This window comes from Micromonospora sp. NPDC000089, from assembly GCF_042899365.1.
In the GTDB taxonomy this organism is placed as follows: domain Bacteria; phylum Actinomycetota; class Actinomycetes; order Mycobacteriales; family Micromonosporaceae; genus Micromonospora.
The window spans coordinates 1-26450 of sequence record NZ_JBIAZT010000016.1 but is presented as its reverse complement, the minus strand read 5'-3'; the positions used below and the strand labels follow the sequence as shown (position 1 = coordinate 26450).

The following is a 26450-nucleotide window of genomic DNA, read 5'->3' as shown; positions in this document are numbered from 1 at the left end:
CGTGCAAAGGTACCTCGCGGGCGCGATCAGGCCTGGGTGCGCTCGATCTCGACCCGCTCGATCACCACGTCCTGCAGCGGCCGGTCGCTCGGGCCGGTCGGGGTGTTGGCGATCGCGTCCACCACCTTCGCGGACTGCTCGTCGGCCACCTGGCCGAAGATGGTGTGCCGGTTGTTCAGGTGCGGGGTCGGCCCGACGGTGATGAAGAACTGCGAGCCGTTGGTGCCCGGCCCGGCGTTCGCCATCGCCAGCAGGTACGGCCGGTCGAAGCGCAGCTCGGGGTGGAACTCGTCGGCGAACGTGTAACCCGGGCCACCCCGGCCGGTGCCGGTCGGGTCACCCATCTGCACCATGAAGCCGCTGATCACGCGGTGCGAGATGGTGCCGTCGTAGTACGGCCCGGTGCCCGGCTGACCGGTGCGCGGGTCGGTGTATTCGCGGTTGCCCTCGGCCAGGTCGACGAAGTTGCGGACCGTCTTCGGGGCGTGGTTGGGGAAGAGCTCCAGCCGGATCGGGCCAGCGTTGGTGTGCAGGGTGGCGTAGAGAGCCTCGGCCACGGGTACTCCTCACTCGTTGGTCAGTTCCATGCGGATCCTCCCATGTGCCCGATCTGGCAGTGCGGAGGCATCCGAAGGTGGAGGATGACGAGGAACAACTCCCAGGAGGTGGGACCGTGTTTGGAATCGGGCGGCGCAAGACCCAGGGGCAGCTCGCGAGGGTCGAGTTCAACCAGGGCATCGGTCACCTGAGGCAGGCCGCGACGTACGCGGCCAAGGGAGCCGGCACCTCGGTCGGGCCTCGGGTCCAGGCGGCCCGGGGCGCGGTCGCGCCGACCGCCCTGGTGGTGCGGGACCGCGCATCGAGCGGGTTCGCGTCGACCGTCGCGGCCCTGGCGCCGCTGGCCGTGGCCGTGCGCAACGCGCAGACCGAGACCGCGGGCAAGGCGCTGGCCGGCCGCAAGGCCGTCGCCGCCAAGCAGGCCGCGGTGAGCAAGAAGGCCAAGGCCAGGAACGTGAAGGCGAAGAAGAAGCGGTCCGGCGGCATGATGACCGGCCTGCTGGCGGCCGGCGCCGTCGCCGGGGTGGCCGGGGCGATGGCCATGCGCCGCCGCCGCGAGCAGCAGGAGTGGGCCGAGTACGACCCGACCCGCGGCGTGGCCCCGGTGAGTGACGAGGTCGACACCCTGGTGGTGCGCACCTCCTCGGCCAACGGCTCCGCCGGCACCACGACGGGCGGCACCGTGACCGACGCCGCCACGATGTCCGGCGGCGCCGGCACCGCCGGTGGCCCGACCGGCGCGGGCAGCTCCGCGGTGGCCGGTGGGGACAGCTCCTCGACCACCCGGCCGGGCGGCCAGCCGGTGATCCACAAGAACGACCAGGTCCCGTCGGTCGCCGAGGGCGCCACCGACGTCACCGGCCGGCCGGCCGACGACCTGAGCAAGGCGCTCGGCAAGAACGCGGCGAAGTCGCGTAGCTGACCGGGAACGATCGCCGACGGCGCGGGAGGGCTCTCCCGCGCCGTCGGCGTGTCCCCGGTTCGGTGAGCCGCCGGGAACGGGATCGCCCGGCGTGCGCTCACCTCCTACAGTGCAAGGCATGCCGCCAGCCAGCGCTCCCCAGCCGCCCGGCCGCAGCCGGGTGTCGCGGCGGGCGGTGGTCACCGGCGCCCTCGCCGCGCTCGGCGGCGCGGGCGTCACGCTGACCGGCGAGGTCGGGTACGACGAGGCGACCGCCGGCGACCGGCTGCCGGTCTACGGGGGGTACGCGTCCTCGGTGCACTCCGACCGGCTCACCCCGCCCCGGTCGGCCAGCTTGCAGGTGGTGTGGGGGGTGGAGACCACCCGGAAGCTGATCGCGCTCACCTTCGACGACGGGCCCGCCCCGAACTGGACCCCGCAGGTGCTGTCGATCCTTCAGCGGGCGAACGCGCGGGCCACCTTCTTCATGGTCGGCCGCAACGCCCGCCGGTACGGCCACCTGGTCGCCGGTCGGCTCGCCGGGCACGAGGTCGGCAACCACACCTGGGCCCACCAGGACCTGGCCACCATGACGTACGAGCAGAGCCGAGACGCGATCGACCGGGCGCACGGCGAGCTGACCCGGCTCACCGGCCGGCCGCCCACCCTGCTCCGCCCGCCGTACGGGCACCTGGGCGGCAGCACCCTGCTGGCGGCGAACGACCTGAACTACCAGGTGGTGCTGTGGAACCGGCAGATGCTCGAGTCGCAGTACGTCCAGCACCCCGACGGGCTGGTCGACTACGTCGTCGGCGCGTGCACCCCGGGGACGATCCTGCTGGCCCACGACACCGGGCCCGCCGACCGGCTGGTGGCGATCAACGGCCTGGCCGCGATGATCGACGGGCTGCGGGCCCGCGGGTTCGACTTCGTCACCGTCTCCGAGCTGATCGCCGCCGGCACGCGCCCCGGCTGACCGGGCTCGCGGGCCGGGTGGGTGGGCCGGGTGGGTGGCGCTACAGCCAGCCGTTGCGGCGGAACCAGCGATACAGCAGGAACGAGCCGGTCACCATGATCGCGACCACCCCCGGGTAGCCGTACTTCCAGGTCAGCTCCGGCATGTTCTGGAAGTTCATGCCGTAGATGCCGGCGATCGCGGTCCACACAGCGGCGATCGCGGCCCAGGCGGCGATCTTGCGCATGTCGTTGTTCTGGTCGACGGTGACCTGCGCCAGCCGGGCCTGGAGGATCGAGTTGAGCAGGTCGTCGTAGGAGTTGACCTGCTCGACGGTGCGGCTGAGATGGTCCTGCACGTCCCGGAAGTAGCGCCGGATCTCCTTCGGCACGTCCCGGTTGACCTGTGAGGTGAGGCTCAGCAGCGGGCGTTGCAGCGGGATCACCGCCCGCTTGAACTCCACCAGCTCCCGCTTCATCTGGTAGATCCGCTGGATCCGGCCGCTGCCCTGCCGGTCGAAGACGTCCGCCTCCAGCACGTCCAGGTCGTCCTCCAGCTGGTCGGCCACCTCCAGGTAGAGGTCCACCACCCGGTCGGTGATCGCGTACGCGACCGCCCACGGCCCGTTCAGCAGCAGCTCGCGCCGGGCCTCCAGGTCGGCCCGCACCGGGGCGAGCCGGCAGGCGTCCCCGTGCCGGACGCTGATCAGGAAGTTCGGCCCGATGAAGAGCATCACCTGGCCGGTCTCCACCACCTCGGAGTTCTCGGTCAGCTCGGTGTGCTCGCAGTAGCGCGCGGTGCGCAGCACCAGGAACGCCACCTCGCCGAAGCGCTCCAGCTTGGGGCGCTGCTCGGCCTTGACGGCGTCCTCGACCGCCAGCTCGTGCAGGCCGTACGTGTCGGCGATGGCGGACATCTCGGCCTGCTCCGGCTCGTGCAGGCCGACCCAGACGAAGGCGTCGTCCTCGCGGCGGGCCGCCTCCAGCGCGTCGGCGTAGGTCCAGTCGCCGTGCCGGCGTTCACCCCGGACGTAGAGCGCGCAGTCGACCACACCGCTGCGCCCCGGGGCGGACGGCGTGGTGGTGACCGGCGAACCATCGACGCTGAGGATGCGGGACATCGCCCGCACGGGCGCCGCCCAGGCCCGGGGGCGCAGGGCGCCACCGGAGTTCGACGTCACAGACCGCCGCTGCACCCGATCCGACATGGCATCCCCCTCTCCACGAGCCGCGCGTTGCAGGGTACGCCGACCCGGGCCGCGCCGGCCCATCGGCGGCTTTCCACGAAGGCCGGCCGGTGCCGGGGCGCCCGCCGGTGCCGGCACGACCATCCGTTGCCGGGCCGAGCGGCGGGGGCAGCGCCGGGCGGGCCGTACCGCGTCAGGGGGGTGAGGGGGCGACACGGCCCACCCGGCGCCGTCGGGGGGCGGGGTGTGGTGCTGGGGCGTCGCCACCCGGGCGGGCCGGGAGCCGGCCGGTCGGTCGGCGGCCCGCGAAGGTGAGAGACGCTCGCAGCATTGTGGGCCGCCGGCCGCGCCCGGGGATGCCCCGAGCGGGCCGACGACCCACAACTGTCGGGAAGCCGACAGAAGGCTAGCCGCGCACCGCGTGCACCGCCTCGGCCAGCCGGCGGACGCCCTCGTCGATCCGGTCCGCGGTGACCGCGGAGAAGGCCAGCCGCAGCGCGTGCCGGCCACCGTCGAGCACGAAGTCACTGCCCTTGACCACCGCGACCCCTCGCTCGGCGGCCGCCGGGGCCAGCCGGTCGACCAGCACGTCGTCCGGGAACTCGACCCAGAGGAAGTAGCCGCCGTCCGGCTCCACGAACCGGGCCTCCGGCAGGTGCCGGCGCAGCGAATCGGCGAGCACCCGGGCCCGCTCGCCGAGGGCGGCGGACACCGTGGTGATGCTGCGGGAGATGTCCCCCGAGACGCAGAACTGGTGCACGATCGCCTCGGAGACCATGCCCGGGGAGATGTAGAGGCTGGTCGCCTTCTTGGCGATCGCCGCGATCAGCTCCGACGGGCCGATCAGGTAGCCGACCCGCACGCCCGGGCAGACCGTCTTGGTGAAGCTGGAGGCGTGCACCACCACGCCCCGGGTGTCCATCGACAGCATCGACGGCAGCGGCTCGCCGCGGAACCGGATGTCCGCGTACGGGTCGTCCTCGAAGATCGTGAAATCGTACTCGGTGGCCAGGTCGAGCAGCTCGCGCCGCTTCTCCAGGGAGAGCGTCACCCCGGCCGGGTTCTGGTAGTTCGGGATGACGTGCGCCAGCCGCGGGCGCACCCCCGACTCCAGCAGCTTGCGCAGCTCGGCGGTGTCCAGGCCGTCCGGCTGGATCGACACGCCGTGGATCTCGCCGCCCATGGTCTGCAGGTTGAGCAGCGTCCGGTCGTAGGTGGGGCGCTCCACCACCACCGCGTCGCCCCGGCGCACCAGGTGGTCGAAGAGGAAAGCGTCCGCCTGGAGCGAACCGTTCGTGATCAGCACCTGGTCGGCCTCGACGCCGTGCTTCTCGGCGATCCACCTCCGCAGGGGCGGGTAACCGACGGACGTGCCGTACGCGGTGATCCCGGCGGGATCGGTGTCGAAGGCACGGACGGCGGCGGCCTTGAGACCCTCGACATCCACGATGTCCAGCGAGGGCGCGCCACGGGCGAACGAGATCAGCTGCTCGGCGGTCATGCGCACGAGCCTAGGGCCTGCCCCGGCCGCTCCGAGCCGCATACACGCCAAGTTCAACATGCGGGCAGCGAATCCGCACGAGGGCGCTGACCGGCGGGTTCGGCCGCGCCTCGCTACTGTCGACCTCGTGCCCACCGAGCCCCTCCGCCGCGCCGGCGCGCCGACCGTGAACGGCCGCCTCCCCGCCCGGTCAGCGCGGCGGCGCCCGTCGCCCGACCCGCGCCGGTCGATCGGTTCGTGAGCGCCGGCGTCGAGCTGGCGCCGCACCGGGTCGCCGGGCTGGTCGCCCCGGCGGTCGACCGGGTCTTCGTCGCCGGCATGCTCGCCGGCCGCGACGGTGGCGGCGCCCAACTGAGCCAACGGTACGGCGGCCCGACGGCCACCGGCGTGCTCGTCGAGTTCCGTACCCGGCTGGCCGCGCCCGGCGGGACGGTCGACGGGGCGGGCTTCGCCGCGGCCACCCGGCACCGGGACCCGGCGACCAGCCGCCGGGCGCTGGACAAGCACGTGGCGCACGGCATGATCATCCGTCGCCCGGGGGGCGGGTTCGTCGCCACCGAGCGCGGCGCCGACTTCCTCGCCGAGACCTACCAGGTGCACGCCGAGGTGACCGAGGAGTTGTGGGCCGGGCACGACGAGCGGGTGGCCCGGCTGGTCGAGACGCTCGGCCGGCTGATCGCGTACGCCCTGCTGCTGGCCGACGAGCCGGGCGCCGACCCCTGGCCCGCGTTCGCCACCATGGCCCCGCCGTACGAGCCGGACGGCACCCCGTCGGGCGTGCTGCTGCTCAACCGGCTGGGCGCGCTGCGGTACCACCGGGCGGACGCGCACGCCGCCGCGTGGACCGCCGCCGGGCACACCCCGGCCAGCGTGGCCGCGCTGCCGCCGGGGGCGGAGCGCCGGGCGATCGAGCTGGAGACCGATCGGCGGGCCGGTGGCCCGTACGCCACCCTCACCCCCGACGAGCGGCTCGACATGATCGCGGACCTCGCGGCGTTGCCCGGTTGACCCGCAGCGCAACGACAGTTGTCCGGAAATGTGCAGGAAAGTGGCGTTATCCTCCACGGGACGTGATGACTCGCGGGGAGGACGTCGGATGATCGGGATGGTGCTGGCCGCCGGCGCGGGGCGCCGGCTGCGCCCGTACACCGACACCCTGCCCAAGGCGCTGGTGCCCGTCGACGGCGAGATCACCATCCTCGACATCGCGCTGCGCAACCTCGCCGCGGTCGGGCTCACCGAGGTGGTGATCGTCGTCGGGTACGCCGCCGAGGCGGTCGAGGCCCGCCGGTCCACCCTGGAGCGGCGGTACGACGTCCAGCTCACCCTGGTGCACAACGACCGGGCCGAGGAGTGGAACAACGCGTACTCGCTCTGGCTGGCCCGGGAGCACTTCGCCCGGGGCGTACTGCTGGTCAACGGCGACACGGTGCACCCGGTCAGCGTGGAGAAGACCCTGCTCGCGGAGCGCGGCCCGGGCCTGCTGCTGGCGATCGACGACCTGAAGCCGCTGGCGGAGGAGGAGATGAAGACGACCTTCGACGCCGCCGGCCAGCTCACCCGGATCACCAAGCTGATGGACCCGCTCGAGGCGGACGGCGAGTACATCGGCGCGACGCTGATCGAGCCGCAGGTGGCCGGCCCGCTGGCCGACGCGCTGGAGGCCACCTGGCGGCGCGATCCCGACCGGTACTACGAGGACGGTTTCCAGGCGTTCGCCGACGCCGGCGGCGAGGTGCGGGCGGCCCCGATCGGCGACGTCTCCTGGGTCGAGGTGGACAACCACGACGATCTGGCCCGGGCCCGGGAGATCGCGTGCCGCTACTAGCCCGGACGGTGCTCACCCCGCTGCACATCGACGTCAGGCGCAACGCGGTCGCCGACCTCGGCCCGATCCTGGCCGACGGCCGGATCTCGTCGCGGGGTGACGTGGCGGTGGTGGTCGGCCCCGGTCAGGGCGAACGGATCGCCGAGCTGATCCGGCCGTCGCTCGGCGCCGCCGACGTCTTCACCACCGGCGGCGGCACCCTGGACGCCGCCGACGAGCTGGGCGGCAAGCTGCGCACCCGCTCGTACGACGCGATCGTCGGCATCGGCGGCGGCAAGACGATCGACGCGGCCAAGTACGCCGCCACCCGCAAGGGCCTGCCGATGGTGTCGGTGGCCACCAGCCTCGCCAACGACGGCTTCGCGTCCCCGGTCGCGAGCCTGGTCACCGACGGCATCAAGGGCTCGTACGGGGTGCACATCCCGATCGCGGTCATCGTCGACCTGGACTTCGTGGAGAGCGGGCCCGAGCGGCACAACCGGGCCGGCATCGGCGACGTGGTGAGCAACATCAGCGCGCTGGCGGACTGGGAGCTGGCCCGACAGGTGCGCGGCGAGCCGGTCGACGGCCTGGCCGCCTCGCTCGCCCGGATGGGTGCCGAGGCGGTGCTGCACCACCCCGGCGACATGGGCGACGACGGCTTCGTCACGGTGCTCGCCGAGGCGTTGATCTCCAGCGGCCTGGCGATGGCGGTCTGCGGCAGCAGCCGGCCGGCCAGCGGGGGGTGTCACGAGATCATGCACGCCGTGGACGTGCTCTTTCCGGACACCTCCTCGCACGGCGAGCTGGCCGGCCTGGGCGCGCTGTTCTGCACCTTCCTGCGCGGCGACCGGGCCCGGTTCGCCGAGATGGCGGCCTGCCTGGCCCGGCACGACCTGCCCCGGCTCCCCGGCGACGTGGGGCTCACCGACGAGCAGTTCGTCGAGGCCGTGCAGTTCGCCCCGGACACCCGGCCGGACCGCTACACCGTCCTGGAACACCTCGCGCTGAGCACGGCGGAGACCCGGCAGCGGCTCGGAGAGTACGCCGATGAACTACCCGACCACCTTGGTTGAGCCGTCCCGGCCCGCGGTCACCGACTTCCACCGCACCCACCGGGGCGGCGGGCTCTTCAGCGAGTCGGTCAGCCAGTGGCTGGGCGCGATCCTCGCGCTGCTCGCCCAGCGGGCCGGCCTGCGTCCCACCGCGCTGACCATCGGCAACCTGCTGCTCGGCCTGACCACCTCGGTGACCGTGGTGGCGCTGGCCGACCCGGTGGCCGCCGGCCGCCTGCCGGCCTGGGCGGTCGGGCTGGGCGCACTGGTCGGCTGGCAGCTGGCGTACGCGCTGGACTGCGCCGACGGGCAGCTGGCCCGGGTGACCGGTCAGGGCAGCGCGGCCGGCGCCCGGGTGGATGTGCTGTGCGACGTAGCCGCGCAGATCGCTCTGGTCGCCGCCCTCGCGGCGACCGCCATGGCGCAGCACCCGGCCACCCCGATCTGGCTGGTGGTGTCGTTCGCCGGCACCTGGATGGTCAACCTGGTCACCTCGGTGATGCAGACCGGCCCGAACGCCGCCAGCATGGTCCGCTCGGCGGCCCTGCCGGTACGCCTGCTGAAGCTGGTCCGCGACTACGGCGCGGTGGTCCTCGTGGCCGGCCTGGTCCTGATGATCTCGCCCGCGTCGGTCCTCTGGGTGGTGGTCGCCTTCACGGTCGTGAACGGCGGCTTCCTGCTGGCCAGCATCGCCTTCGCCGCCCGCGCCTCACTCCGCTGAGCCCTCCCGGGTCGGCACGTCGGCCGGCCCACGCCGGTCGCGCACCGGCCCGGACGCCGTTTTCTGTGCTGACGAGCCGGTAACCCGCTCGGCCCGCTCGGTGCCGGCCCGATCACATCGCTTCGGCCTGGGCAGGTGGGGCTTGGTGCGGGCGCTTTGGACCTGATGTCGTAAACGAATCAGCCACCGGGCCAGGCACCGTCCGCGCCTGCTCAGCCACCTTCTCCTCGCCGGCCTCGTCGGCCCATCGATCGCTCGGCAGGCGGGATGCCACCGATCCCTCGGGCCGGGCTGCTGGGGCCATCGCGCAGAGCGGCAAAGTGCCCCCGGCTCCGCAGGTGGGAGAGGAGGGCAAGGCACTGCCTCCCGCGCTACGAGAGGTAGAGGCTAGTCGGCGCCCGGAGCCTCGACCGGCAAGCCCACCGAGGCGGCGATGTCCGACATGCGCTTGTCATAGGTGACCAGCACGTCGAGCGCATCACCGAGAACCTGGGCACTCGCCACATGCAGCGCAGCCAACGTCCGAATTCCGGCAGGGAGAGCAGCCGCGGAATCCCGCACCTCCTCCGTCAACAGAATCTCGGTGATGTTCCGAACCAACATCTGCATGGCATCCGGATAGTCTCCGATCCGGTCGAGGGTGCGAACCGTCTCGACGAACCCGACGGAGCTGGTCGCCATCGGCATGCCCTCCCGACTGGCCAGAAAGTCCTGTAGCTCCGTGGCGTAGGTGGGGCCGGCAAGCAGCGCCTTGTGCCAACAACCCTGGAATTGTACCTACAAACAGACCCCGCAGCCGGGTCGGCGCGTAGGCCGGGCCCCGCTCTGCCCGGCATCGAGCACCACCCGCAACGTCATCCACGCGAACCGCGCCGATTCGTTTACGTCATCAGGTCCATAGCGTCCGACGGCGACATCCCGTGTCCTCGACCTGACCGATCGCTAGCCGGCCGGTCAGGTTGTCAGCGAGGCGTAGACGTCGAGGTGCCGCTTGAGGACCACGTCCGGGTGGAAGGTCTGCTCGTACCGCAGCCGGGCCGGCGCCCAGAGCGCGGCGGCACCGGCCCGCGCCACCGGGAGCGCGGCGGCCAGCGCGGCCGGGTCCGGCGGCACCACCCAGCCGGCGGCGCCGGTGACCAGGCCGGCCGGCACCGCCGGCGGACCGGCCGGCGGCGGGAGGTGACCGGCGACGGCAGAGGTGACGGCGGCCGGGCCGGTGCCGGCGGGCTCGTGCGGGGCGTCCGCGCCGACCAGGTACGGAATGCCGCCGAGCGCGGTGCCGAGCACCGGCCGCCCGCTGGCCAGCGCCTCGATGATCACCGTGGGCAGCACGTCGTGCCACATCGACGCGGCGATCACCACGGCGCTCGCCTCGATCGCGGCGCGCACCCCGGCGCGGTCCAGCTGGCCCAGGTAGACCACGTCGGCGCGCTCGGCGGCGGCCGCCTCGACCAGCGGGCGCAGCTCGCCGTCGCCGGCGACCCGCAGCGTGCCCAGGGCGCCCACCGGGTGCCGGCGCCACGCCTCCAGCAGCAGGTCCAGGCCCTTCTCCGGGGTGAGCCGGGCCAGGTAGAGGAAGCCGTCACCCAGTGGCGCGGGGCGGCCCGGGTCCGGCACCGCGTTGGGCTTGATAACGATCCGGTCCGCCGGGATGCCGTAGTCGCGCAGGTGGTCGGCGATCGCAGAGGTCAGCGCGATGAACCGGTCCACCGAGCGCCAGGTGCCGCGGTGCACGGCCAGGGTGGTCGCCATCAGCGCGCTCTGCGCCGCCGAGTCGCGGTAGCAGCGGTGCACGATCGCCGGCACGCCCAGCGCCCGGCCCTTGCAGTCCTGGCAGATGATCCCGTCCCGGAAGTAGATCCCCGAGGAGCAGACCTGCCGGTAGTTGTGCACCGTCTGCACCACCGGCACGCCGTGCTTGTGCGCGGTCCGCACCACCCAGGGCGAGAGCAACGGGTACGGGTTGTGCAGGTGCAGCACGTCCGGCCGGTGCTCGGTGAGCAGCCGGGCGAGGTCCTGCTGGGCGCGCGGGGCGTAGATCGGCGAGAGCGGCAGCAGCGCCTTGGCCGCCTTCGACATCGATGGGATCTCGTCCGAGCTGCGCAGGAACGGCAGCACCTCGACCCCGGCGGCGGTCAGCTGGGCGATCTCCGAGTCGACCATCGTGTTCTCGCCGGAGGGCTGAGCCTCCCGGTACCGGTTGTGCGCCACCACGATTCTCACGGAAAAGAAGGCTACCGTTGTACCGTGCCCGAACTACCGGAGGTGGAGGCGCTCGCGGGTTACCTGCGTGAGCGCGCGGTGGGGCGGCGCGTCGACCGGTTCGAGGTCGCCGCGATCAACGCCCTGAAGACGTACGACCCGGCCCCGTCGGCGGTGCTCGGGCGGCCGGTGGTGGACGCCCGGCGGCACGGCAAGTTCCTCGACGTGGTCTTCGACGGCGGCCTGCACCTGGTGGTGCACCTGGCCCGCGCCGGCTGGCTGCACTACCGGGAGGCCTTCGGATCGACCGTCCCGCTGCGCCCCGGCAAGGGCCCGATCGCCCTGCGGATACGCCTGGACGACGGCTCCGGCTTCGACCTGACCGAGGCGGGCACCCAGAAGAAGCTGGCCGCGTACCTGGTGACCGACCCGGCGCAGGTGCCCGGGGTGGCGAAGCTGGGCCCGGACGCGCTCGCCGCCGACCTGCCCACCTTCGCCGAGCGGATGCGCAGCCGGCGGGGGCAGGTCAAGGGGGTGCTGACCGACCAGGCGGTGCTGGCCGGCGTCGGCAACGCGTACTCGGACGAGATCCTGCACGCGGCAAAGCTGTCGCCGTTCGCGATCAGCGACCGGCTCACCGACGACCAGCTGGCCACCCTGCACGCGGCGACCCGGGCGGTGCTCGGCGACGCGGTGACCCGCTCGCTCGGCCAGCGGGCGGCGGAGCTCAAGGGCGAGAAGCGCTCGGGGCTGAAGGTGCACGCCCGGAAGGGGTTGCCCTGTCCGGTCTGTGGCGACACGGTGCGGGAGGTGTCGTTCGCCGACTCCAGCCTGCAGTACTGCCCCACCTGTCAGACCGGCGGCAAGCCGCTGGCTGACCGTCGGTTGTCCCGCCTCGTACGATGAGTCACCCCGCCCGTCGACTACGCAGAGGTATCGCCCGGAGCGCGTCGAAGCTCCCGGTCCACGCCTCTACCCGACCCGCCTTCCATCGGTATAGTGGCTCGGTCCCCGGCTTCCAAAACTGATGCGGAGCCGGCCGGATCCCTCGCCGGCAGCACCGGCCGCCAGCTGCCTCGCAGTCAGCGTCCGACCCGGTGCCGGCGTGGGAGACTGGAACGGTGGGCGACCCGGGCCCCTCACGGCGAGTGAGCGGCACGTGTCATGCGGGAGGACATGGGTGAGGTGACGACAAGCCTCCAGCGCCCGGTAACCAACACAGGCCGGAGCAAACTCGTGCGGCACGTCGACAGCTTCGAGATCCAGCCGCCGACACCGCCGTCGCACAACGGCGTTCCCCGGTCGGCGTGGGCCCGCGCGCGTCGTCGGGTGTCCCGCTGGCACCGCCCGTACACGATCGCCCTGCTGCTGCTCGACTTCGCCGCCGTGGTGCTCGCCGACTGGGCCGCCCAGGAGGCGTTCGGTCAGGCCCGGGCCGGCTTCTACGACGCCGGTGAGGACCCGACCTGGTTCTACACCGTGGCGTACCTGCTGCTGCCGCTCGGCTGGCTGGTCATCCTGTGGGGCAACCGGGCGTACGACCGCCGCTACCTGGGCCTCGGCCCGGACGAGTTCAAGCGGGTGATCCGCGCCGGCGTGGCGGTCGCCGCGACGGTCTCCTTCCTCGCCTTCGCCACCAAGACCGACCTGTCCCGTTGGTCGGTCGGTTTCGCCCTGCTCGGGGCGTTGCTGCTGATCCTCACCGGGCGGATGACCGCCCGGGCGGTGCTGCACGGCGTCCGCCGCCGGGCCGGTCACGCCGGGCACCGGATGGTGCTGGTCGGCACCCTGCCGGAGGCGCTGGAGGTCTACGCCGCGGTCACCCGCAACCCGAGCGCCGGCCTGGTGCCGGTGGCCATCCACATCACCGACGGGTACGCCGCCGCCCGGGGCATCCAGACCCCGGTGCCGGTCTACGCCGGCCGGGACGTGCTGGCCCTGGTCCGCGAGGTCGGCGGGGACACCATCGCGGTCTGCGGCTCGGCCAGCGCCGAGCCGGGGGAGCTGCGCCGGCTGGCCTGGCAGCTGGAGGGCTCCGGCGTCGACCTGGTGGTCGCCCCGCAGCTGACCGACATCGCCGGCCCCCGGGTGCACATCCGGCCGATCGAGGGCCTGCCGCTGCTGCACGTCGAGGAGCCCACGCTCTCCGGGCCGGCGCTGCTGGCCAAGAACCTGATGGACCGGATCGCCGCCGGCCTGGGCCTGCTGGTGCTGCTGCCGGTCTTCGTGGCGATCGCGATCTCGATCCGGATGTCCGACCCGGGCCCGGTCTTCTTCCGGCAGCCCCGGGTCGGCCACGAGGGCCGTACCTTCCGGGTCTGGAAGTTCCGCACCATGTACGTCGACGCCGAGGAGCGGTTGGCCAGCCTGACCGACCAGAACGAGACCGACGGCATGCTGTTCAAGATCAAACAGGATCCGCGGGTCTTTCCGGTGGGGCGCTTCCTGCGCGCCTCCTCGCTGGACGAGCTGCCCCAGCTGATCAACGTGCTGTGGGGCGAGATGTCGCTGGTCGGGCCGCGCCCGCTGCCCGCCGACGACGGCGACTTCCTCGGCGACGTGCGGCGCCGGCTGCTGGTGCGGCCCGGCATCACCGGGCTGTGGCAGGTCTCCGGCCGCTCCGACCTGTCCTGGGACGAGGCGGTCCGGCTGGACCTCTACTACGTCGACAACTGGTCGCTGGCGTACGACCTGAGCATCCTGTGGCGCACCGTCGGCGTGGTGCTGGCCCGCAAGGGCGCGTACTAGCGGATCGACGGCCCACCGGTAGAGGATTCGCCGCATGGGTGGCAGCCTCTCCGCCGTGGTGGGCGTGGTCTCGCTGGTGACCGCGCTCGCCGCGGCGCTCTGGGCGGTGCTGCGGCTGCGCGGCCGCCGGGGCATCGCCACCGCCACCCAGCGGGCCACCTACGAGGTCCTGCACACCGCCGGGCTGGCCGCCGAGCCGCTGCGGGCCGGGCTCAGCGAGGCCGGCGCGGCCAAGGCCGTACGCCACCTGCGCGGGCTGGTGGGCGCGGCCGGGCTGGCGCTGACCGACACCGAGCGGCTGCTCGCCCTGGACGGGCGCGGCGGTCACCACGGCGACCAGCTGCTCGCGGCGGCCCGGCGGGCGGCGGCGGCCGGGCGCTCGACCGTGCTGGGCGAGGCGGAGCTGCACTGTGACCGGGTGGACTGCCCGGTCCGGGGCGCGGTGGTGGCGCCGCTGTCCGCCGAGGGCCGGGTGGTCGGCGCGCTGGTCTCGGTCGCCGACGCGCCGCCCGCGCCCGGGCTGGTGCAGGCCACCCTGGAGACCGCGCACTGGGCCGGCGACCAGCTCGCCCTGGCCGAGCTGGACTCGTCCCGGGAGCGGCTGGCCCGGGCCGAGATCCGCGCGCTGCGTGCCCAGATCAGCCCGCACTTCATCTACAACGCGCTGACCGCGATCGGCTCGTTCGTCCGCACCGACCCGGACCGGGCCCGGGAGTTGATCCTGGAATTCGCCGAGTTCACCCGGTACTCCTTCCGCTCGCACGGGGAGTTCACCACGCTGGCCGAGGAGCTGCGCTCGATCGACCGCTACCTGACCATCGAGCGGGCCCGGTTCGGCGACCGGCTCCAGGTGCGGTTGCAGATCGCCCCGGAGGTGCTGCCGGTGACCCTGCCGTTCCTCTGCCTCCAGCCGCTGGTGGAGAACGCCGTCCGGCACGGGTTGTCCCGCAAGCCCGGCACCGGCATGGTGAGCATCGAGGCCCGGGACGCGGGCGCCGAGTGCCACATCACCGTGGAGGACGACGGAGTGGGGATGGATCCGGCCACGCTGACCGCGGGGATCGCCGAGCTGAGCCGGGCGGGCGCCGACCCGGGCGACGACCCGGGCCAGCACGTCGGCCTGTCCAACGTGGACGAACGGCTGCGGTCGGTGTTCGGGGACCGGTTCGGCCTGGTCGTGGAGACCGGCCCCGGCTCGGGCACGAAGGTGAGCCTGCGGGTGCCGAAGTTCCACCCCGGCGTACGGGCGGGCTCGTGAGCGAGCGCGGCGGGCGAACCGGGTCGGCGCGGTGAGCGGGTCGGGATTCCTGCGGGTGCTGGCCGTCGACGACGAGCCGCCCGCGCTGGACGAGCTGGCGTACCATCTGCGGGCCGATCCCCGGGTGGCCCGGCTGCACACCGCGGGCGACGCCACCGAGGCGCTGCGGGTGCTCCGGGACGCCGACGTGGACGTGGTCTTCCTGGACATCCGGATGCCCGGGCTGGACGGGATGGAGCTGGCCCGGGTGCTGCGCCGGTTCGCCCGGCCCCCGGCGATCGTCTTCGTCACCGCGTACGACGACGGCGCGGTGGACGCGTTCGACCTGGGCGCCACCGACTACGTCCGCAAGCCGGTACGCGCCGAGCGGCTGGCCGAGTCGCTGCGCCGGGTGATCGGCTCCCGGGTGGTGCCGTCGCATCCCGCCGCCCTGGCAAGGGCGGAGGAGGATCCGACCATCCCGATCGAGCTGGCCGGCACCACCCGGATGCTGCCCCGCTCGGCGGTGCGCTGGGTCGAGGCGCAGGGCGACTACGCCCGGCTGCACACCGCCGACGGGTCGCACCTGGTCCGGGTGTCGCTGGCGACGCTGGCCGAGCGCTGGGCGGACGCCGGTTTCGTCCGGATTCACCGGTCGTATCTGGTGCAGTTGAAGCTGATCGCCGAGCTGCGGCTGGCGAACTCCGGCTACGTGGTGGTGGTCGACGCCGCCGAGCTGCCGGTCAGCCGCCGGCACACCCGGGAGCTGAAGGACAAGCTGGTCCGGGCGGCAAAGCAGGACTGGCGCTGACCGGCCGATCAGTCCCGGTTCACCCGGGCGTCGGCCGCGTGCAGCGGCAGGTAGTGCTCGAAGAACAGGGTCTTGGTCAGGTCGGGCCGCCCGGTGACGCCGAACGCGGTGAACAGCGCCATCATCCCCTCCTGCACCGCGTACGCGGTCATGTCGAGCTCGGCGGCGATCGCGGTGGTGCTGCCGCCGCGCACCACGGCGCCGAGCAGCCGCCACTGCGACGGTCGCAGGCCCAGCGCCCGGCAGACGAACTCGCTGGCCTGGTGCGGCCGGATCCGCTGCACGGTGACCGCCACCGAGTCGTCCCGGTGGGCGGCGTGGAACGCCAGGAAGCGGCCGTCGTGGCGCCGGCCGCCGGCCGGGTCGATCACCCCGGACGTCCGGCCCCGGGTGACCGCCACCCCGACCCGGTCCAGCTCGGCGGTGTCGAGCAGCGCGCGGGCGTCCTCGCTGAGGTCGAACAGCCGCCCGTCGGGCGAGATGGTCAGCGTGCCGGTGACCGGCCGACGGGGCCTCGGCGGTACGGCCGGGGCGGGGGTCGGTTCCCGCCCGGTCCGCCGGCCCAGCCGCGGCAGGCGCCGGGAGCGGCCCGGCGCCGGCGCCGCCGGGGCGTCGTGGGCGGGGTGCGGCGCCGGTTGGTCCTCCCGGACGAGGGTGTGCCGCAGTGCCCCCGCCAGCAGCGGGCCGGCCGGCCCGAGGTGGGCCCGCTCGCTCTCGCTGAACGTGCCGCCGGCGCGGTAGAGCAGCACCGCCCCGCAGGTGCCGGCCACGTCGGTGAAGGTCATCCGCAGCTCGTCGGTGAAGCCGGCCGGGCGGAGCAGGTTACGGAAGCGCCGGCTGGCGACCGGGTCGCCGTGGGTGCGGTCGACCAGCGAGGCGATCTGCGGCCCGTCCGCCAGCTCGGCGAGCTTCAGCACGTCGTCCTGGCCGTACTCGTTGGCGAACAGCTCCTGCTCGAACCGGGCGTCGTGCGGCCCGCCGTCGACCACACAGGACGCCCACATCAGGGTCACCGGGTCGAGCACCGCCCAGATCGCCAGGTCGAAGCCGACCGCGCCGCGCAGCAGCAGGCTGGCCTGCCGGCGCAGCGCCACGTGGTCGAGCGAGGTGTCGAGGTGCTCGTGCAACCGGGCGACGTACGGCGTGTGGGCGGCGACCGTGCCGGCCGGCCAGCCGGCCAGCGAATCCCCGGAACCGGAGCCGGATCGCCGGCCGGACCCCGACCCGGACCGCCGGCCTGAGCCGGAGCTCGAGCTGTCCCCGTCCCGCCCGTCGTCGGCCTCCTGCTCGTCCTCGTCGTAGCGCAGTCCGTCCACCGGCAGCCGGACGCCGGCCGCCTGGGCCAGCGTCACGGCCAGCTCACCGCTGGCCGGGCGGCCCGCCGGGTCCTTGGTCAGGCAGCGGTGCACCAGGTCGGTCACCACCGGCGGCACGCCGGGCAGCCGGGGCAGCGGCGCGGGTTCGAGGTACGCGTGCGCGCTGAGCATCTGGGTGGCCGACTCGGTCGTCCAGGGCGCCCGGCCGGCGAGCATCCGGTAGAGGATCAGGCCGAGGGCGTACACGTCGCTGGCCGCGACCACCGGGTGGCCGGCCAGCCGCTCCGGGGCGAGGTAGGCGGCGGTGCCGAGCAGCTCCCCGGTGCCGTCCACGTCGTCCGGCTGCCCGACCACGGCGGCGAGGCCGAAGTCGACCACCTTGGCGCCGCCGGGGGTGAGCATCACGTTGGCCGGCTTGACGTCCCGGTGCACCACCCCGTGGGCGTGCGCGGCGGCGAGCGCCGAGGCGATCTCCGCGCAGATCCGCAGGGTCAGCTCGACCGAGAGCTGGCCGCGCTTGAGCCGGGCCGCCAGCGACCGGCCGGGCAGCAGCTCCATCACGACGAACGGCACCCGCTCGCCGGCGTCGGTGGTGGACTCGCCGTAGTCGTACACGTTGGCGACGTGCGGGTGGGTCAGCCGGGCCGCGGCCCGGGCCTCGGCGAGCACCCGCCGGCGGGAGACGGCGTCCCTGGCGTACGCCGGGGTGAGCACCTTCACCGCGACCTGGCGGTCGAGCACCCGGTCGAACGCGCTCCAGACCACCCCCATGCCGCCCGCTCCGAGCTGGCTGACCAGCCGGTAACGGTCACCCAGGATCTGTTCGCCCCCCACGGTGTCAGTCTGCCCTTGCCGGGTGACAACCGCTCTGTCCGAACATCGTCTCTCGCCGTTTCGGGCGGGCCGACGCGAGAGGATTGACGTCCGGCTGCGCGGGCACGGAGGCACACCGGGGGGCCGATCCGACCGGCGGCGGGAAGGTGACGATGTCCAGGGTCTTCGCGGTGCACGCCCGGCCGGCCACCCACCGTGCGGTGGACCGGGCGGTGGCCGCCCTGCCCGGGGTCGGCCTGGCCGGGCACAGCTCGTCCGCCGCCGAGGCGATCCGGGTGTTCCAGGCCCTCGCGCCGGACGCGCTGACGGTGGATGTCCGGCTCGCCGACGGGGACGGCATCGAGCTGGCGGCCGAGCTGATCGCCGCCCGGCCCGGGCTGCGGGTGGTGCTGCTCGGGCCGGCCACCGACGGCCCGCTGCGGCGGGCGGTGCTGGCCGGCATCGCGGGCCACGTGCCGGATCCGACCGGCACGGCCGGCCACCTGCCGTCGCCGACCGCCGGCCCCGGCCACCCACCGGCGCCGGCCGGGGTGGACCGGGTGGCCGCCGCGCTGCGGGAGGTGCTGGCCGGTCGGATCGCCTTCGACTCCCGCGTCCTCGCCGGCGCGCTGCGCGCCGGCCCACCGGCCCAGCTCAGTCGCCGTGAGCGCGAGGTCGTCGAGCTGCTCGGCGACGGCCTGCCCGCGGCCGAGGTGGCCCGCCGGCTGCGGTTGACCGAGTCCACCGTCCGGACGTACGCGGCCCGCGCCCGGGCCAAGCGGCAGCAGCCCGACACCTAGTTGCCGAACACGTCGAGGATGCGGATCACACCCGGCCCGATGATCACCACGAAGAGCGCCGGGAAGATGCAGAGGATCATCGGGAAGAGCACCTTCACCGGCACCTTCTGGGCCAGCTCCTCGGCCCGCTGCCGGCGGCGCAGCCGCATCTCGGCGGCCTGCTGGCGCAGCACGTTCGCCACCGGCACGCCCAGCGTGGTGGCCTGCACCATGGCCGACGCGAACGCCTTCAGCTCGGTGACGCTGGTGCGGGCGGCCATCTCCCGCAGCGCCTCCACCCGGGGCCGGCCGATCTGCATCTCGTGCAGCACCCGGGCGAACTCGCCGACCATCGGGCCGCGGCCGTTGCGCACCACCTGGGCCAGCGCCGCCTCGAAGCCGAGGCCCGCCTCGACGGTCACCACCAGGGTGTCCATGATGTCCGGCAGGGTGCGGCGGATCTCCTGCTGCCGCTCCTGGGCCAGGTGCAGGGCCAGCAGGTCCGGGCCGAAGAAGCCGACCAGCGCGCCGGCCAGGGTCAGGAAGACCGGGCCGCCGGGCAGCCCGATCAGGCCGAGCAGCAGCCCGGCCGCCGCGCCGACGAACAGGAACAGCCCCTTGAACCCGAGCAGCGCGTCCAGTCCCAGCCAGGCCGGGTTGCCCGCCTGGTCGAGGCGGCAGGCGAGCCCGGCGAACATCGCCGGCGGGGTCAGCCGGCGACCCACCGCCCGGGTCTGCTCGGTCAGCCCGCCGGCGCCCGGGCCGGGGCCGGTCGCGGTGGGCGCCCCGGCGATCCGGTAGTCCCGGTCGACGGTGGCCAGCGTCCGGCGGACCGCGGAGCGGTCCCGGTCCGGCACCAGCGCGACGACGACCACGACCAGGGCCAGGAAGAGCGCGCCGAGGCCCGCCACCAGCAGTACGGAGTCCACCGTCACACCTCGACCTTCACGACCCGGGACATCCACAGGATGCCCACCACCATCAGCACGGCCGCGCCGACGATCATCACCAGGCCGACCGGGGTGGTCCAGAGCGGCGTGAGGTAGTCCCGCCGGACCAGCAGCATCCAGCCGGCCATCACGAACGGCAGCGCGATCAGGATGTACGCCGACAGCCGCCCCTCGGCGGACAGCGCGCGGACGTGCCGGCGCAGCCGATCCCGGTCGCGCAGCGTCTCCACGGTGGTGGTCAGCACCTCGGCCAGGTTGCCGCCGGTGTCCCGCTGGATCCGGACGGCCATCACCACCCAGGCCAGGTCGTCGTTGCCGACCCGCTGGGCGGCGCGCTCCAGCGCGTCGTCCAGGTCGGAGCCGAGCCGCACCTCGGCGGTGGCCCGGCCGAACTCGACGGTGAGCGGCCCGGGCGGGAAGTCCTGGATCACCGCGTCGATCGCCTGCGCCAGCGAGAAGCCGGACTTCAGCGAGCCGACGATCAGCTGCAGCGCGTCGGGCAGCTGATCGGCGAAGGTCCGCCGGCGGCGCGCCACCCGCATCCGCCGGTAGAGCGCGGTGCCGACGAAGCCGAGCAGCGCGCCCAGCAGCACACCGACCAGGCCGCCGAGCAGCCCGAGCAGGAACGCGCCGGCCACGGTCGCGCCGGCCCGCCAGGCGATCCACTCGCGGGGGGTCTGCGTCATGCCGGCCTGTTCCAGGTCGCGGGTGATTCGCTCCTGGCGCGCCCCGGTGCCGACCACCCGGTCGGAGAGGCCGAGCACCGCCTGGCCGAAGCCGCCCGCGGCCGGCACGGCCCGGTCGTCCGGCGACGCCCCGCCGCCGGGCAGCCGGAACCGCTCCACCTGCTCGAGGCGGCGCTGCGGCACCGCGCCGCGCCCGCTGAGGAACACCAGCAGGAACGCGCCGAGCAGCACGCCGAACACCAGCAGGCCGAGCAGGCCCGGGTGGATCTCCGGCAGCCGCCAACGGCCCCCGGAGTCGGCCGGCGCGGCCGCGGCCGCCGTGCCGGCCGGGGCCGCCGCGAACCGGACCGGCAGGTTCGCGCTGACCCGCCGCGCCCCGGTGGCCGCGGTGACGGTCAGGGTGGTGGACGTGCCGGCCAACTCCGGGGGTACGGCCACCGTCACGGTGAACCGGGGCGGCAGGGTGGCGGCGGCGCGCAGCGCCCCGGGCAGGGCCGTCTCGCCGGCCACCGCGCGGGTGGTGCCACCGGACGCGGTGACCAGCCGGCGCAGCTGCCCCAGCCCGTCCCCGGCGGCGCCCAGCCGGACCAGGTCGACCCGGTGACCGGCGGCGGTGACCGCCTCGGCGGCCACCCTCGCGGCGGCCTGGTCGTCGTCCCGGCCGCCGGCCACGACCAGCAGTCGGCGGTCGGCCTCCCGGTCGCCGAGCGCGGTCGCCGCCCGTACCGCCTGGTAGAGCGCGGTCCCGCCGCCGGTCACGGCCAGCCGGGCCGCGGCGGCCCGCAGCGCCGCCCGGTCCGTGGTCGGCGACAGCGGGACGGTGGGCTGGTCGGACGCGGCCACCAGGCCGATCGAGACGTCGGCGGGCAGCGCGTCGGCCAGGGCGGTGAGGCCGGTCTGCGCGGCGCGCAGCCGGGCGCCGGCCATCGCCGGCCCGGTGTCCACGACCACCACGACGGTACGGGGGCCGCCCGCCGTCCCGCCCGCCTCGACGGTGGACGACAACCGTCGGCCGTCCCAGGTCACGGTCACCGCCGGCAACTGACCGGCGGGCGCGTCCGGCACGTCGGCGACGATCCGCACCTGCTCCGGCGTCACCTCGGCGACCCGCGCGGTCAGCGCCGCGCCGGCACCGGCCGGGGCGGGGCTGGCCGGCGCGGCCACCGGTACGGCCGGGGCGGCCTCCACCGGAGCCGCGACGGCGGCCGTCGCCGGGGCGGCGAGGGCGGTCAACGCGGTGCCCAGGGTCAGCGCGGCGAGCGCCGCGCGGATCACCACGGGGAGCCCTCGAACAGGCCGGCCGGCACCGGCACGCCCGCGTCGGCGAGGGTGTCCAGCAGGCGCGGGCGCAGACCCGTCCAGCGCAGCGTGCCCTGGTGCCGGCCGTCGGCGTCGTACCCGGCCCGGTGGTCGAAGACGAAGAGATCCTGCATGGTGACCACCTCGCCCTCGATGCCGAGCACCTCGGTCACGTGGGTCACCCGGCGGGTGCCGTCGCGCAGCCGGCTCTGGTGCACGACCAGGTCCACCGCCGAGGCGATCTGCTCCCGGATCGCGCGCACCGGCAGCTCCAGGCCGGCCATCAGGCACATCGTCTCCAGCCGGGCCACCGAGTCGCGCGGCGCGTTCGCGTGCACCGTCGTCAGCGAGCCGTTGTGGCCGGTGTTCATGGCCTGCAGCAGGTCCAGCGCGGCGCCGTCGCGGACCTCGCCGATGACGATCCGGTCGGGCCGCATCCGCAGCGCGTTGCGGACCAGGTCCCGGATGGTGATCTCGCCGCGTCCCTCGATGTTCGCCGGCCGGGACTCCAGCCGCAGCACGTGGTTCTGCCGCAGCTGCAGCTCCGCCGCGTCCTCGATGGTGACGATGCGCTCGTCCGGCGGGAGGAAGCTGGACAGCACGTTGAGCGTGGTGGTCTTGCCGGAGCCGGTGCCGCCGCTGATCACGATGTCCAGCCGACCGCGCACGCAGGCGTACAGGAACTGCGCCACCTCGGGAGTGAAGGTGCCGTAACCGACCAGGTCGTTGGCGGTGAGCGCCTCGTGCGCGAACTTCCGGACGGTCAGCATCGAGCCGTCCAGGGCCACCGGCGGCAGCACCACGTTGACCCGGCTGCCGTCGGGCAGCCGGGCGTCCACCATCGGGCTGGACTCGTCCACCCGGCGGCCGACCCGGGAGACGATCCGGTCGATGACCCGGCGCAGGTGCTGCTCGTCGACGAAGGTCGCCTCGACCCGGTGGATCCGGCCGAAGCGCTCCACGAAGATCTGGTCCGGGCCGTTCACCATGATCTCGGTGACGTCGGGGTCGCGCAGCAGCGGCTCGATCGGGCCGTGCCCGAGGATCTCGTCGAGCAGCTCGGCGGCGATCCGGGCCGAGTCGGCCACCGCCAGCGGGGAGCCGTCCCGGGCCAGCACGTCGTTGACGGTGTCCCGGACCTTCTGCTCCAGCACCGCGTCGGCGGTGCGGTTGTCGTACAGCTGGGGGCCGAGGATGTCGAGCAGCTCGCGGTGCACCCGCAGCCGCAGCGCGGCGGCGGAGCTGCCGTTGGAGACGGTGACCGTGCCGGAGTTCCGGCTCCGGCCGCCGCTGTCGTGGTCCGGGTAGCGCTGGGCCAGCCGGTCGGTGAGGCTCATCGGTTGCCCGCCCGACCGAGCCGGTCGCGCAGCCCGCGCGGGCCGCGCGGGGCGGGCTGCTCGGCGATCCGGGTCCGGGCGAGCTCCCGGATGGCGGTGCTCACCGGGTGTTGCGGCTTGTCCACCACGATCGGCACTCCTCGGTTGATCGACACCGGCACGTCCCGGCTGGACGGGACCAGCGCGGTGATCTGGGTCTTGAGCACCCGTTCCACGTCCGCCGTGGTGAGCCCCACCTTGGCGTCACCGCGGTTGAGCACCACCAGCCGGTGCTCGCCGTGCAGGCCGAGCAGGTCGAGGGTGTCCATGGCGACCCGCAGGTTCTTCAGCACCGGCACGTCCGGGGTGGCCACCAACACGTGCACCGCGGAGACGTCGAAGGCGGCCAGCACGGCGTCGGTGAACGCCGCCGGGGTGTCCACCACCACGTAGTCGACCATCGTGCGCAGCGCGGCGAACACCTTCGCGACCAGGTCCCGGCCGATCCGCTCGGCGTCGCTGGGCCCGACCGGCGCGAGCAGCACGTCGACCCCCGGGGCGTACGGGGTGAGCAACGCGCCGACGAAGGTCGGGTCGATCTTGTCCCGGGCGCCCACCGCGTCGGCGATGCCCCGCTCGGGCGCGAGCTGGAGCATGATGCCGACGTCGCCGAAGGCCAGGTCGAGGTCGACCAGGCAGACTCGGCGTTGGCCACCCTCGGCCAGGGTGACCGCGAGGTTGGTGGCCAGGGTGGACTTGCCCACGCCGCCCTTGGCCGAGAAGACGGTGACCACCCGTGCCCCGCTGCCGCCCTGCACGGCCGGTGGGGCGGTGCCGAGCAGGTGCCGGGACACTTCCAGCGAGCGCGCGCAGGCGGTCCGGATGGCGACGATGTCCCGCACGTTGACCACGTCGCGGACGCCGGCCCGCAGCGCGTGGCCCATGGTCTCCACGTCCAGGTGCTCGCGCAGCAGCAGCACCCCGACGGCGGGCCGGGCGACCCGCTGCCGGGCGGCGAACTCGAGCGCCAGCGCGGCGTCGGTGCCGGGGCCGAAGAGCACCAGCGGCTCGGCGTGCTGGTCGGCGAGGAGGCGTTCGACGTCCTCCAGCCGGCTGGTGGTGAGCACCCCGGTGCCCAGCTGCGGAGTCAGGTGGGAGCTCCACTGCCGGTTGGGCTCGAACAGGATGGTCATGGCGTACGCCTACTCGAACAGGGAGCGGTTGTCCACTCCGGCGTCGGGCTTGACCGCGGAGGAGTCCCCGAGCAGGCCGATGTTCAGCTCGCCGCCGAGCGCGACGGCGTGTGCGAGCCGCTCCGCGTCGGCCTGGTTGAGCCCGAAGGTGACCGACAGCTCGCCCTGCTGGCTCCCGCCGGTGGTGCCGGCCCCGGCGACGCCGCCCGCGGTGTCACCCTGCGTCGCCGCCGGGCCCACCGAGATCACCTGGACGTCGGTCATCAGCAGCCGGGTCACGCTGTTGACGTTGCGCCCCTTCTCCAGGCCCGAGCCGGAGACGACGTTCCGCCGCCCGTCGTTCACCGGGGTGTACGTGTAGAAGATCGCCACCTTGGTGCCGGCCTGCACGGAGGCCGGGCCGAACACGTTCGACTTCACCCGGGCGGTGACCGCCAGCTGCCCGTCCGGGATGGCCAGCCCGGCGCCGCCCGGCACGGTGGTGCCGAACATCGGGCGCAGCAGCAGCTGGCCGCGCTGCACGGCGGCGGTGATGACCAGGGCGTCCAGCTCGGCGCCGACCTTGCCGAGTGCGTCGGCGGGCAGCGTCTCGGCCGGCATCCGGACCTCACGCAGGAACCCCTTGTCCCGCAGCGTCTTGCCGGAGGTGCCCGCCGGGATCACCTTGTCGGCGACCAGCACGGTGCGGGCCTGCTTGCCCTCGATCGCGCGATCGTCGGCCGACCGCAGGTAGAGCAGCACGGCGCCGGTGCCGACGGCGGCCAGCACGAGGGCGATCAGCATCGGGATGATGCGACGGGTCATGGTTGGGCGTCCTCTACCTGTACGAGTTGTTCGGGTTCGGCCGGATCTTGGGGGTCAGCCGGCCAGCGCGACGACGCGGGCGCCGTAGTCCGGGCCGCCGGTCGCACCCCCGCCGGGCAGGAGCTGGGTGGTGAAGCGCCCGCTGACGCACGGGGTGGCGCCGGTGTCGCAGGGGGTGCCACCCGCGTTGCCGGGCACCTTCCACCCGCTCACCACAAAGGCCGCGAAGCCGCGCACCGTCCAGCCGCCGGCGCTCGGACCCGGCGCCACGACGGGCAACAGCACGGGCTGGCCGGACACCCGGGCCAGGGCATCACCGCAGCCGTGGTCGTCGGCCGGGTCGGCGGGCGCGGCGCTGGGCTGGTCGTCGACCGTGAACACCCCCCGGCAGTCGTCGTTGTCATCGGCGAGCCAGCGCAGGCCGTCGCCGCCGGCCCCGCAGGCGGCGGGCGCGTCGCGTACGGCGAGGTCACCGGGGCTCGCCGGGTAGCTGGTGCCGCCGGTGGTCAGTCGTCCCCACTCACACTCCGGGACGGCGAGGGCCAGCGCCTCGGCCCGGGACGGCCCGCCCCAGACGGCCCGGGCGCAGGCCCGCACCTGGGCACCGTCGTAGTCGGGCAGCACGGCGCGGGCGAAGACCGGCGGCAGCAGGGTCTGGTTACCGTCGCGCCGGGTGCCGGTGTGCACCTCGACGTATGGGCCGGCGGCGGGCGCGGCGGTCACGCAGTCGGCCAGGTTGCGGGCCGGGGCGGCGCAGTCGGTCAGGCCGCCGCCGCGCCCGCACACCTCGGCGGCGGCCTGGCCGTCGTTGGCGTTCTCGTCGGCGAACCGGCCGGCGACGGCGTCCACCGCCCGGCCGTCCGGGGAGCAGCCGGTGGGATCGGTGGCGCAGGCCTGCGCCACGGCCACCGCCGCCGCGTCCGCGCCCGCCTGGAGCTGACCGCGCTCGGCGTAGATCAGGCCCACATCTACCACCAGCGCGGCCATGCCGAGCAGCACGCCCGAGCCGAGCAGCAGGCCGACCGTGGCCGCGACGGCGCCCCGGTCGTCGCCGTCCCGGCCGACCCGGGCGCGCAGCCGGCGGGCCAGGCGGGTGAGGCTCACGGGCACGGCATGACTCCCCGGCCGGTCAGCTCGACCTCGCCGTCGAATCCGCCGCCGATCAGGCCGACCGGGGTGATGAAGGTGAAGTCGTGGGTCACCGTCAGCGCGCGGGCACCGTCCACGCAGTCGCCGGGGCTCACCGTGATGTCCAGACCGTCGGCGACCTGCCGCGCGCGCACGGCGGGATCGGCGCCAACGGACGCGGCACGGGCGCCGTCGTGGGCGGCCTCGGTGAGGGTGAGCTGAGCGTTCAACATCCGTCCGAAGTCGATGATTCCGAAGAGCAGGAGGAGCAGCAGGGGAAGCACGAGCGCCATCTCAACGGCTGCGGCACCCCGGTCTCCCACCGAGCTATGAACCCCTTGCGCGTCGATGGGGTTGGGGGCGCGCCCCCGCCCCCCCCCCCCCCCCAAAAGGGGGTTTATAACCACGGGGGCGGGGGGCCGGGGGGAGAAAAAACCCCCCTTTGGGGGGGTTTAAACCACCCCCGGGGAGCGCCCCCGGTCAA

24 protein-coding genes are annotated in these 26450 nt (G+C 74.2%); 11 read left to right on the top strand and 13 right to left on the bottom strand.

The genetic code is table 11. The features are described 5' to 3' along the window. Positions 1–26: 26 nt before the first annotated feature. A complete protein-coding gene (locus ACFY3U_RS23510) occupies positions 27–557 on the bottom strand; it encodes a peptidylprolyl isomerase (protein WP_387205392.1) in 531 nt (176 codons plus the stop codon). Between the two features lie 116 nt (positions 558–673). Between ACFY3U_RS23510 and ACFY3U_RS23505 the strand changes: the two genes are divergently transcribed. Further along, positions 674–1480, top strand: a complete 807-nt coding sequence (locus ACFY3U_RS23505) for a hypothetical protein (protein ID WP_387205390.1) — start codon at positions 674–676, stop codon at positions 1478–1480. A 118-nt stretch (positions 1481–1598) separates the two neighbouring features. Further along, positions 1599–2435 (top strand): polysaccharide deacetylase family protein, encoded by an 837-nt coding sequence (locus tag ACFY3U_RS23500; protein WP_387205388.1) that lies wholly within the window; start codon positions 1599–1601, stop codon positions 2433–2435. 40 nt (positions 2436–2475) lie between these two features. On the opposite strand, the gene corA is transcribed toward ACFY3U_RS23500, so the two are convergent. Next, positions 2476–3621: a magnesium/cobalt transporter CorA gene (gene corA / locus ACFY3U_RS23495; RefSeq protein ID WP_387205386.1), complete on the bottom strand. Its 1146-nt coding sequence runs from the start codon at positions 3619–3621 to the stop codon at positions 2476–2478. A gap of 385 nt (positions 3622–4006) precedes the next feature. Continuing rightward, entirely contained in the window at positions 4007–5101 is a 1095-nt protein-coding gene (locus ACFY3U_RS23490; RefSeq protein WP_387205384.1) for a PLP-dependent aminotransferase family protein, read from the bottom strand. Between the two features lie 237 nt (positions 5102–5338). On the opposite strand from ACFY3U_RS23490, the gene ACFY3U_RS23485 reads away from it, so the two are divergent. The 4 genes from ACFY3U_RS23485 to ACFY3U_RS23470 all read left to right on the top strand — a co-directional run bounded on the left by ACFY3U_RS23485 (position 5339) and on the right by ACFY3U_RS23470 (position 8684). After that, entirely contained in the window at positions 5339–6109 is a 771-nt protein-coding gene (locus ACFY3U_RS23485; protein WP_387205382.1) for a hypothetical protein, read from the top strand. Between the two features lie 88 nt (positions 6110–6197). Then, entirely contained in the window at positions 6198–6929 is a 732-nt protein-coding gene (locus tag ACFY3U_RS23480) for a sugar phosphate nucleotidyltransferase (protein WP_387205380.1), read from the top strand. After that, positions 6917–7984: an iron-containing alcohol dehydrogenase family protein gene (locus ACFY3U_RS23475; RefSeq protein ID WP_387205378.1), complete on the top strand. Its 1068-nt coding sequence runs from the start codon at positions 6917–6919 to the stop codon at positions 7982–7984. The genes ACFY3U_RS23480 and ACFY3U_RS23475 overlap by 13 nt, the downstream gene beginning before the upstream one ends. After that, positions 7959–8684 (top strand): CDP-alcohol phosphatidyltransferase family protein, encoded by a 726-nt coding sequence (locus ACFY3U_RS23470; RefSeq protein ID WP_387205376.1) that lies wholly within the window; start codon positions 7959–7961, stop codon positions 8682–8684. The genes ACFY3U_RS23475 and ACFY3U_RS23470 overlap by 26 nt, the downstream gene beginning before the upstream one ends. A 387-nt stretch (positions 8685–9071) precedes the next feature. Here the strand turns inward: ACFY3U_RS23470 and ACFY3U_RS23465 are convergent, their stop codons facing one another. Then, positions 9072–9431 (bottom strand): PIN domain-containing protein, encoded by a 360-nt coding sequence (locus tag ACFY3U_RS23465; RefSeq protein ID WP_387205563.1) that lies wholly within the window; start codon positions 9429–9431, stop codon positions 9072–9074. Positions 9432–9638: 207 nt separating this feature from the next. Further along, positions 9639–10907, bottom strand: a complete 1269-nt coding sequence (locus tag ACFY3U_RS23460; RefSeq protein WP_387205374.1) for a glycosyltransferase — start codon at positions 10905–10907, stop codon at positions 9639–9641. 24 nt (positions 10908–10931) lie between these two features. Between ACFY3U_RS23460 and ACFY3U_RS23455 the strand changes: the two genes are divergently transcribed. The 4 genes from ACFY3U_RS23455 (at position 10932) to ACFY3U_RS23440 (ending at position 15682) form a co-directional block, all read left to right on the top strand. Then, positions 10932–11792, top strand: a complete 861-nt coding sequence (locus ACFY3U_RS23455) for an Fpg/Nei family DNA glycosylase (RefSeq protein WP_387205372.1) — start codon at positions 10932–10934, stop codon at positions 11790–11792. Positions 11793–12062: 270 nt separating this feature from the next. Continuing rightward, positions 12063–13634, top strand: coding sequence for a sugar transferase (locus ACFY3U_RS23450; RefSeq protein WP_387205561.1), 1572 nt, complete (start codon positions 12063–12065; stop codon positions 13632–13634). A 34-nt stretch (positions 13635–13668) separates the two neighbouring features. Next, positions 13669–14892, top strand: a complete 1224-nt coding sequence (locus tag ACFY3U_RS23445) for a sensor histidine kinase (RefSeq protein ID WP_387205370.1) — start codon at positions 13669–13671, stop codon at positions 14890–14892. 31 nt (positions 14893–14923) lie between these two features. Further along, on the top strand, positions 14924–15682 hold the full coding sequence (locus ACFY3U_RS23440) for a LytR/AlgR family response regulator transcription factor (RefSeq protein WP_387205369.1): 759 nt from the start codon (positions 14924–14926) through the stop codon (positions 15680–15682). 8 nt (positions 15683–15690) lie between these two features. Here ACFY3U_RS23440 and ACFY3U_RS23435 read toward each other — a convergent pair whose 3' ends face one another. After that, entirely contained in the window at positions 15691–17832 is a 2142-nt protein-coding gene (locus ACFY3U_RS23435) for a protein kinase (RefSeq protein WP_387205367.1), read from the bottom strand. 152 nt (positions 17833–17984) lie between these two features. On the opposite strand from ACFY3U_RS23435, the gene ACFY3U_RS23430 reads away from it, so the two are divergent. Continuing rightward, the gene (locus ACFY3U_RS23430; protein ID WP_387205365.1) at positions 17985–18611 is read left to right on the top strand and encodes a sigma factor-like helix-turn-helix DNA-binding protein; all 627 of its coding nucleotides are present in this window, start codon (positions 17985–17987) and stop codon (positions 18609–18611) included. On the opposite strand, the gene ACFY3U_RS23425 is transcribed toward ACFY3U_RS23430, so the two are convergent. From ACFY3U_RS23425 to ACFY3U_RS23395, 7 genes are read right to left on the bottom strand one after another with little or no spacing between them, the layout of a single operon-like run. Next, positions 18608–19519, bottom strand: coding sequence for a type II secretion system F family protein (locus ACFY3U_RS23425; protein WP_387205363.1), 912 nt, complete (start codon positions 19517–19519; stop codon positions 18608–18610). The two genes, ACFY3U_RS23430 and ACFY3U_RS23425, sit on opposite strands and share 4 nt — an antisense overlap. A 2-nt stretch (positions 19520–19521) precedes the next feature. Next, positions 19522–21504: a type II secretion system F family protein gene (locus tag ACFY3U_RS23420; RefSeq protein WP_387205361.1), complete on the bottom strand. Its 1983-nt coding sequence runs from the start codon at positions 21502–21504 to the stop codon at positions 19522–19524. Then, a complete protein-coding gene (locus tag ACFY3U_RS23415; RefSeq protein WP_387205359.1) occupies positions 21498–22862 on the bottom strand; it encodes a CpaF family protein in 1365 nt (454 codons plus the stop codon). The genes ACFY3U_RS23420 and ACFY3U_RS23415 overlap by 7 nt, the downstream gene beginning before the upstream one ends. After that, positions 22859–24034, bottom strand: coding sequence for a CpaE family protein (locus tag ACFY3U_RS23410; protein WP_387205357.1), 1176 nt, complete (start codon positions 24032–24034; stop codon positions 22859–22861). The genes ACFY3U_RS23415 and ACFY3U_RS23410 overlap by 4 nt, the downstream gene beginning before the upstream one ends. 9 nt (positions 24035–24043) lie before the next feature. Next, positions 24044–24838, bottom strand: a complete 795-nt coding sequence (locus ACFY3U_RS23405; RefSeq protein ID WP_387205355.1) for an RcpC/CpaB family pilus assembly protein — start codon at positions 24836–24838, stop codon at positions 24044–24046. Between the two features lie 54 nt (positions 24839–24892). Further along, positions 24893–25948 (bottom strand): pilus assembly protein TadG-related protein, encoded by a 1056-nt coding sequence (locus tag ACFY3U_RS23400; protein WP_387205354.1) that lies wholly within the window; start codon positions 25946–25948, stop codon positions 24893–24895. Further along, complete coding sequence (locus ACFY3U_RS23395; protein WP_387205352.1) at positions 25939–26289, bottom strand: TadE/TadG family type IV pilus assembly protein; 351 nt, start codon at positions 26287–26289, stop codon at positions 25939–25941. The genes ACFY3U_RS23400 and ACFY3U_RS23395 overlap by 10 nt, the downstream gene beginning before the upstream one ends. Positions 26290–26450: the final 161 nt, after the last annotated feature.

Bases quoted from the DNA above. Each gene is read 5' to 3' on its own strand.
- ACFY3U_RS23500 (WP_387205388.1), top strand. From the start codon at position 1,599: ATGCCGCCAGCCAGCGCTCCCCAGCCGCCCGGCCGCAGCCGGGTGTCG.
- corA (WP_387205386.1), bottom strand. From the start codon at position 3,621: ATGTCGGATCGGGTGCAGCGGCGGTCTGTGACGTCGAACTCCGGTGGC.
- ACFY3U_RS23490 (WP_387205384.1), bottom strand. From the start codon at position 5,101: ATGACCGCCGAGCAGCTGATCTCGTTCGCCCGTGGCGCGCCCTCGCTG.
- ACFY3U_RS23480 (WP_387205380.1), top strand. From the start codon at position 6,198: ATGATCGGGATGGTGCTGGCCGCCGGCGCGGGGCGCCGGCTGCGCCCG.
- ACFY3U_RS23470 (WP_387205376.1), top strand. From the start codon at position 7,959: ATGAACTACCCGACCACCTTGGTTGAGCCGTCCCGGCCCGCGGTCACC.
- ACFY3U_RS23450 (WP_387205561.1), top strand. From the start codon at position 12,063: ATGGGTGAGGTGACGACAAGCCTCCAGCGCCCGGTAACCAACACAGGC.
- ACFY3U_RS23445 (WP_387205370.1), top strand. From the start codon at position 13,669: ATGGGTGGCAGCCTCTCCGCCGTGGTGGGCGTGGTCTCGCTGGTGACC.
- ACFY3U_RS23430 (WP_387205365.1), top strand. From the start codon at position 17,985: ATGTCCAGGGTCTTCGCGGTGCACGCCCGGCCGGCCACCCACCGTGCG.
- ACFY3U_RS23415 (WP_387205359.1), bottom strand. From the start codon at position 22,862: ATGAGCCTCACCGACCGGCTGGCCCAGCGCTACCCGGACCACGACAGC.
- ACFY3U_RS23410 (WP_387205357.1), bottom strand. From the start codon at position 24,034: ATGACCATCCTGTTCGAGCCCAACCGGCAGTGGAGCTCCCACCTGACT.
- ACFY3U_RS23405 (WP_387205355.1), bottom strand. From the start codon at position 24,838: ATGACCCGTCGCATCATCCCGATGCTGATCGCCCTCGTGCTGGCCGCC.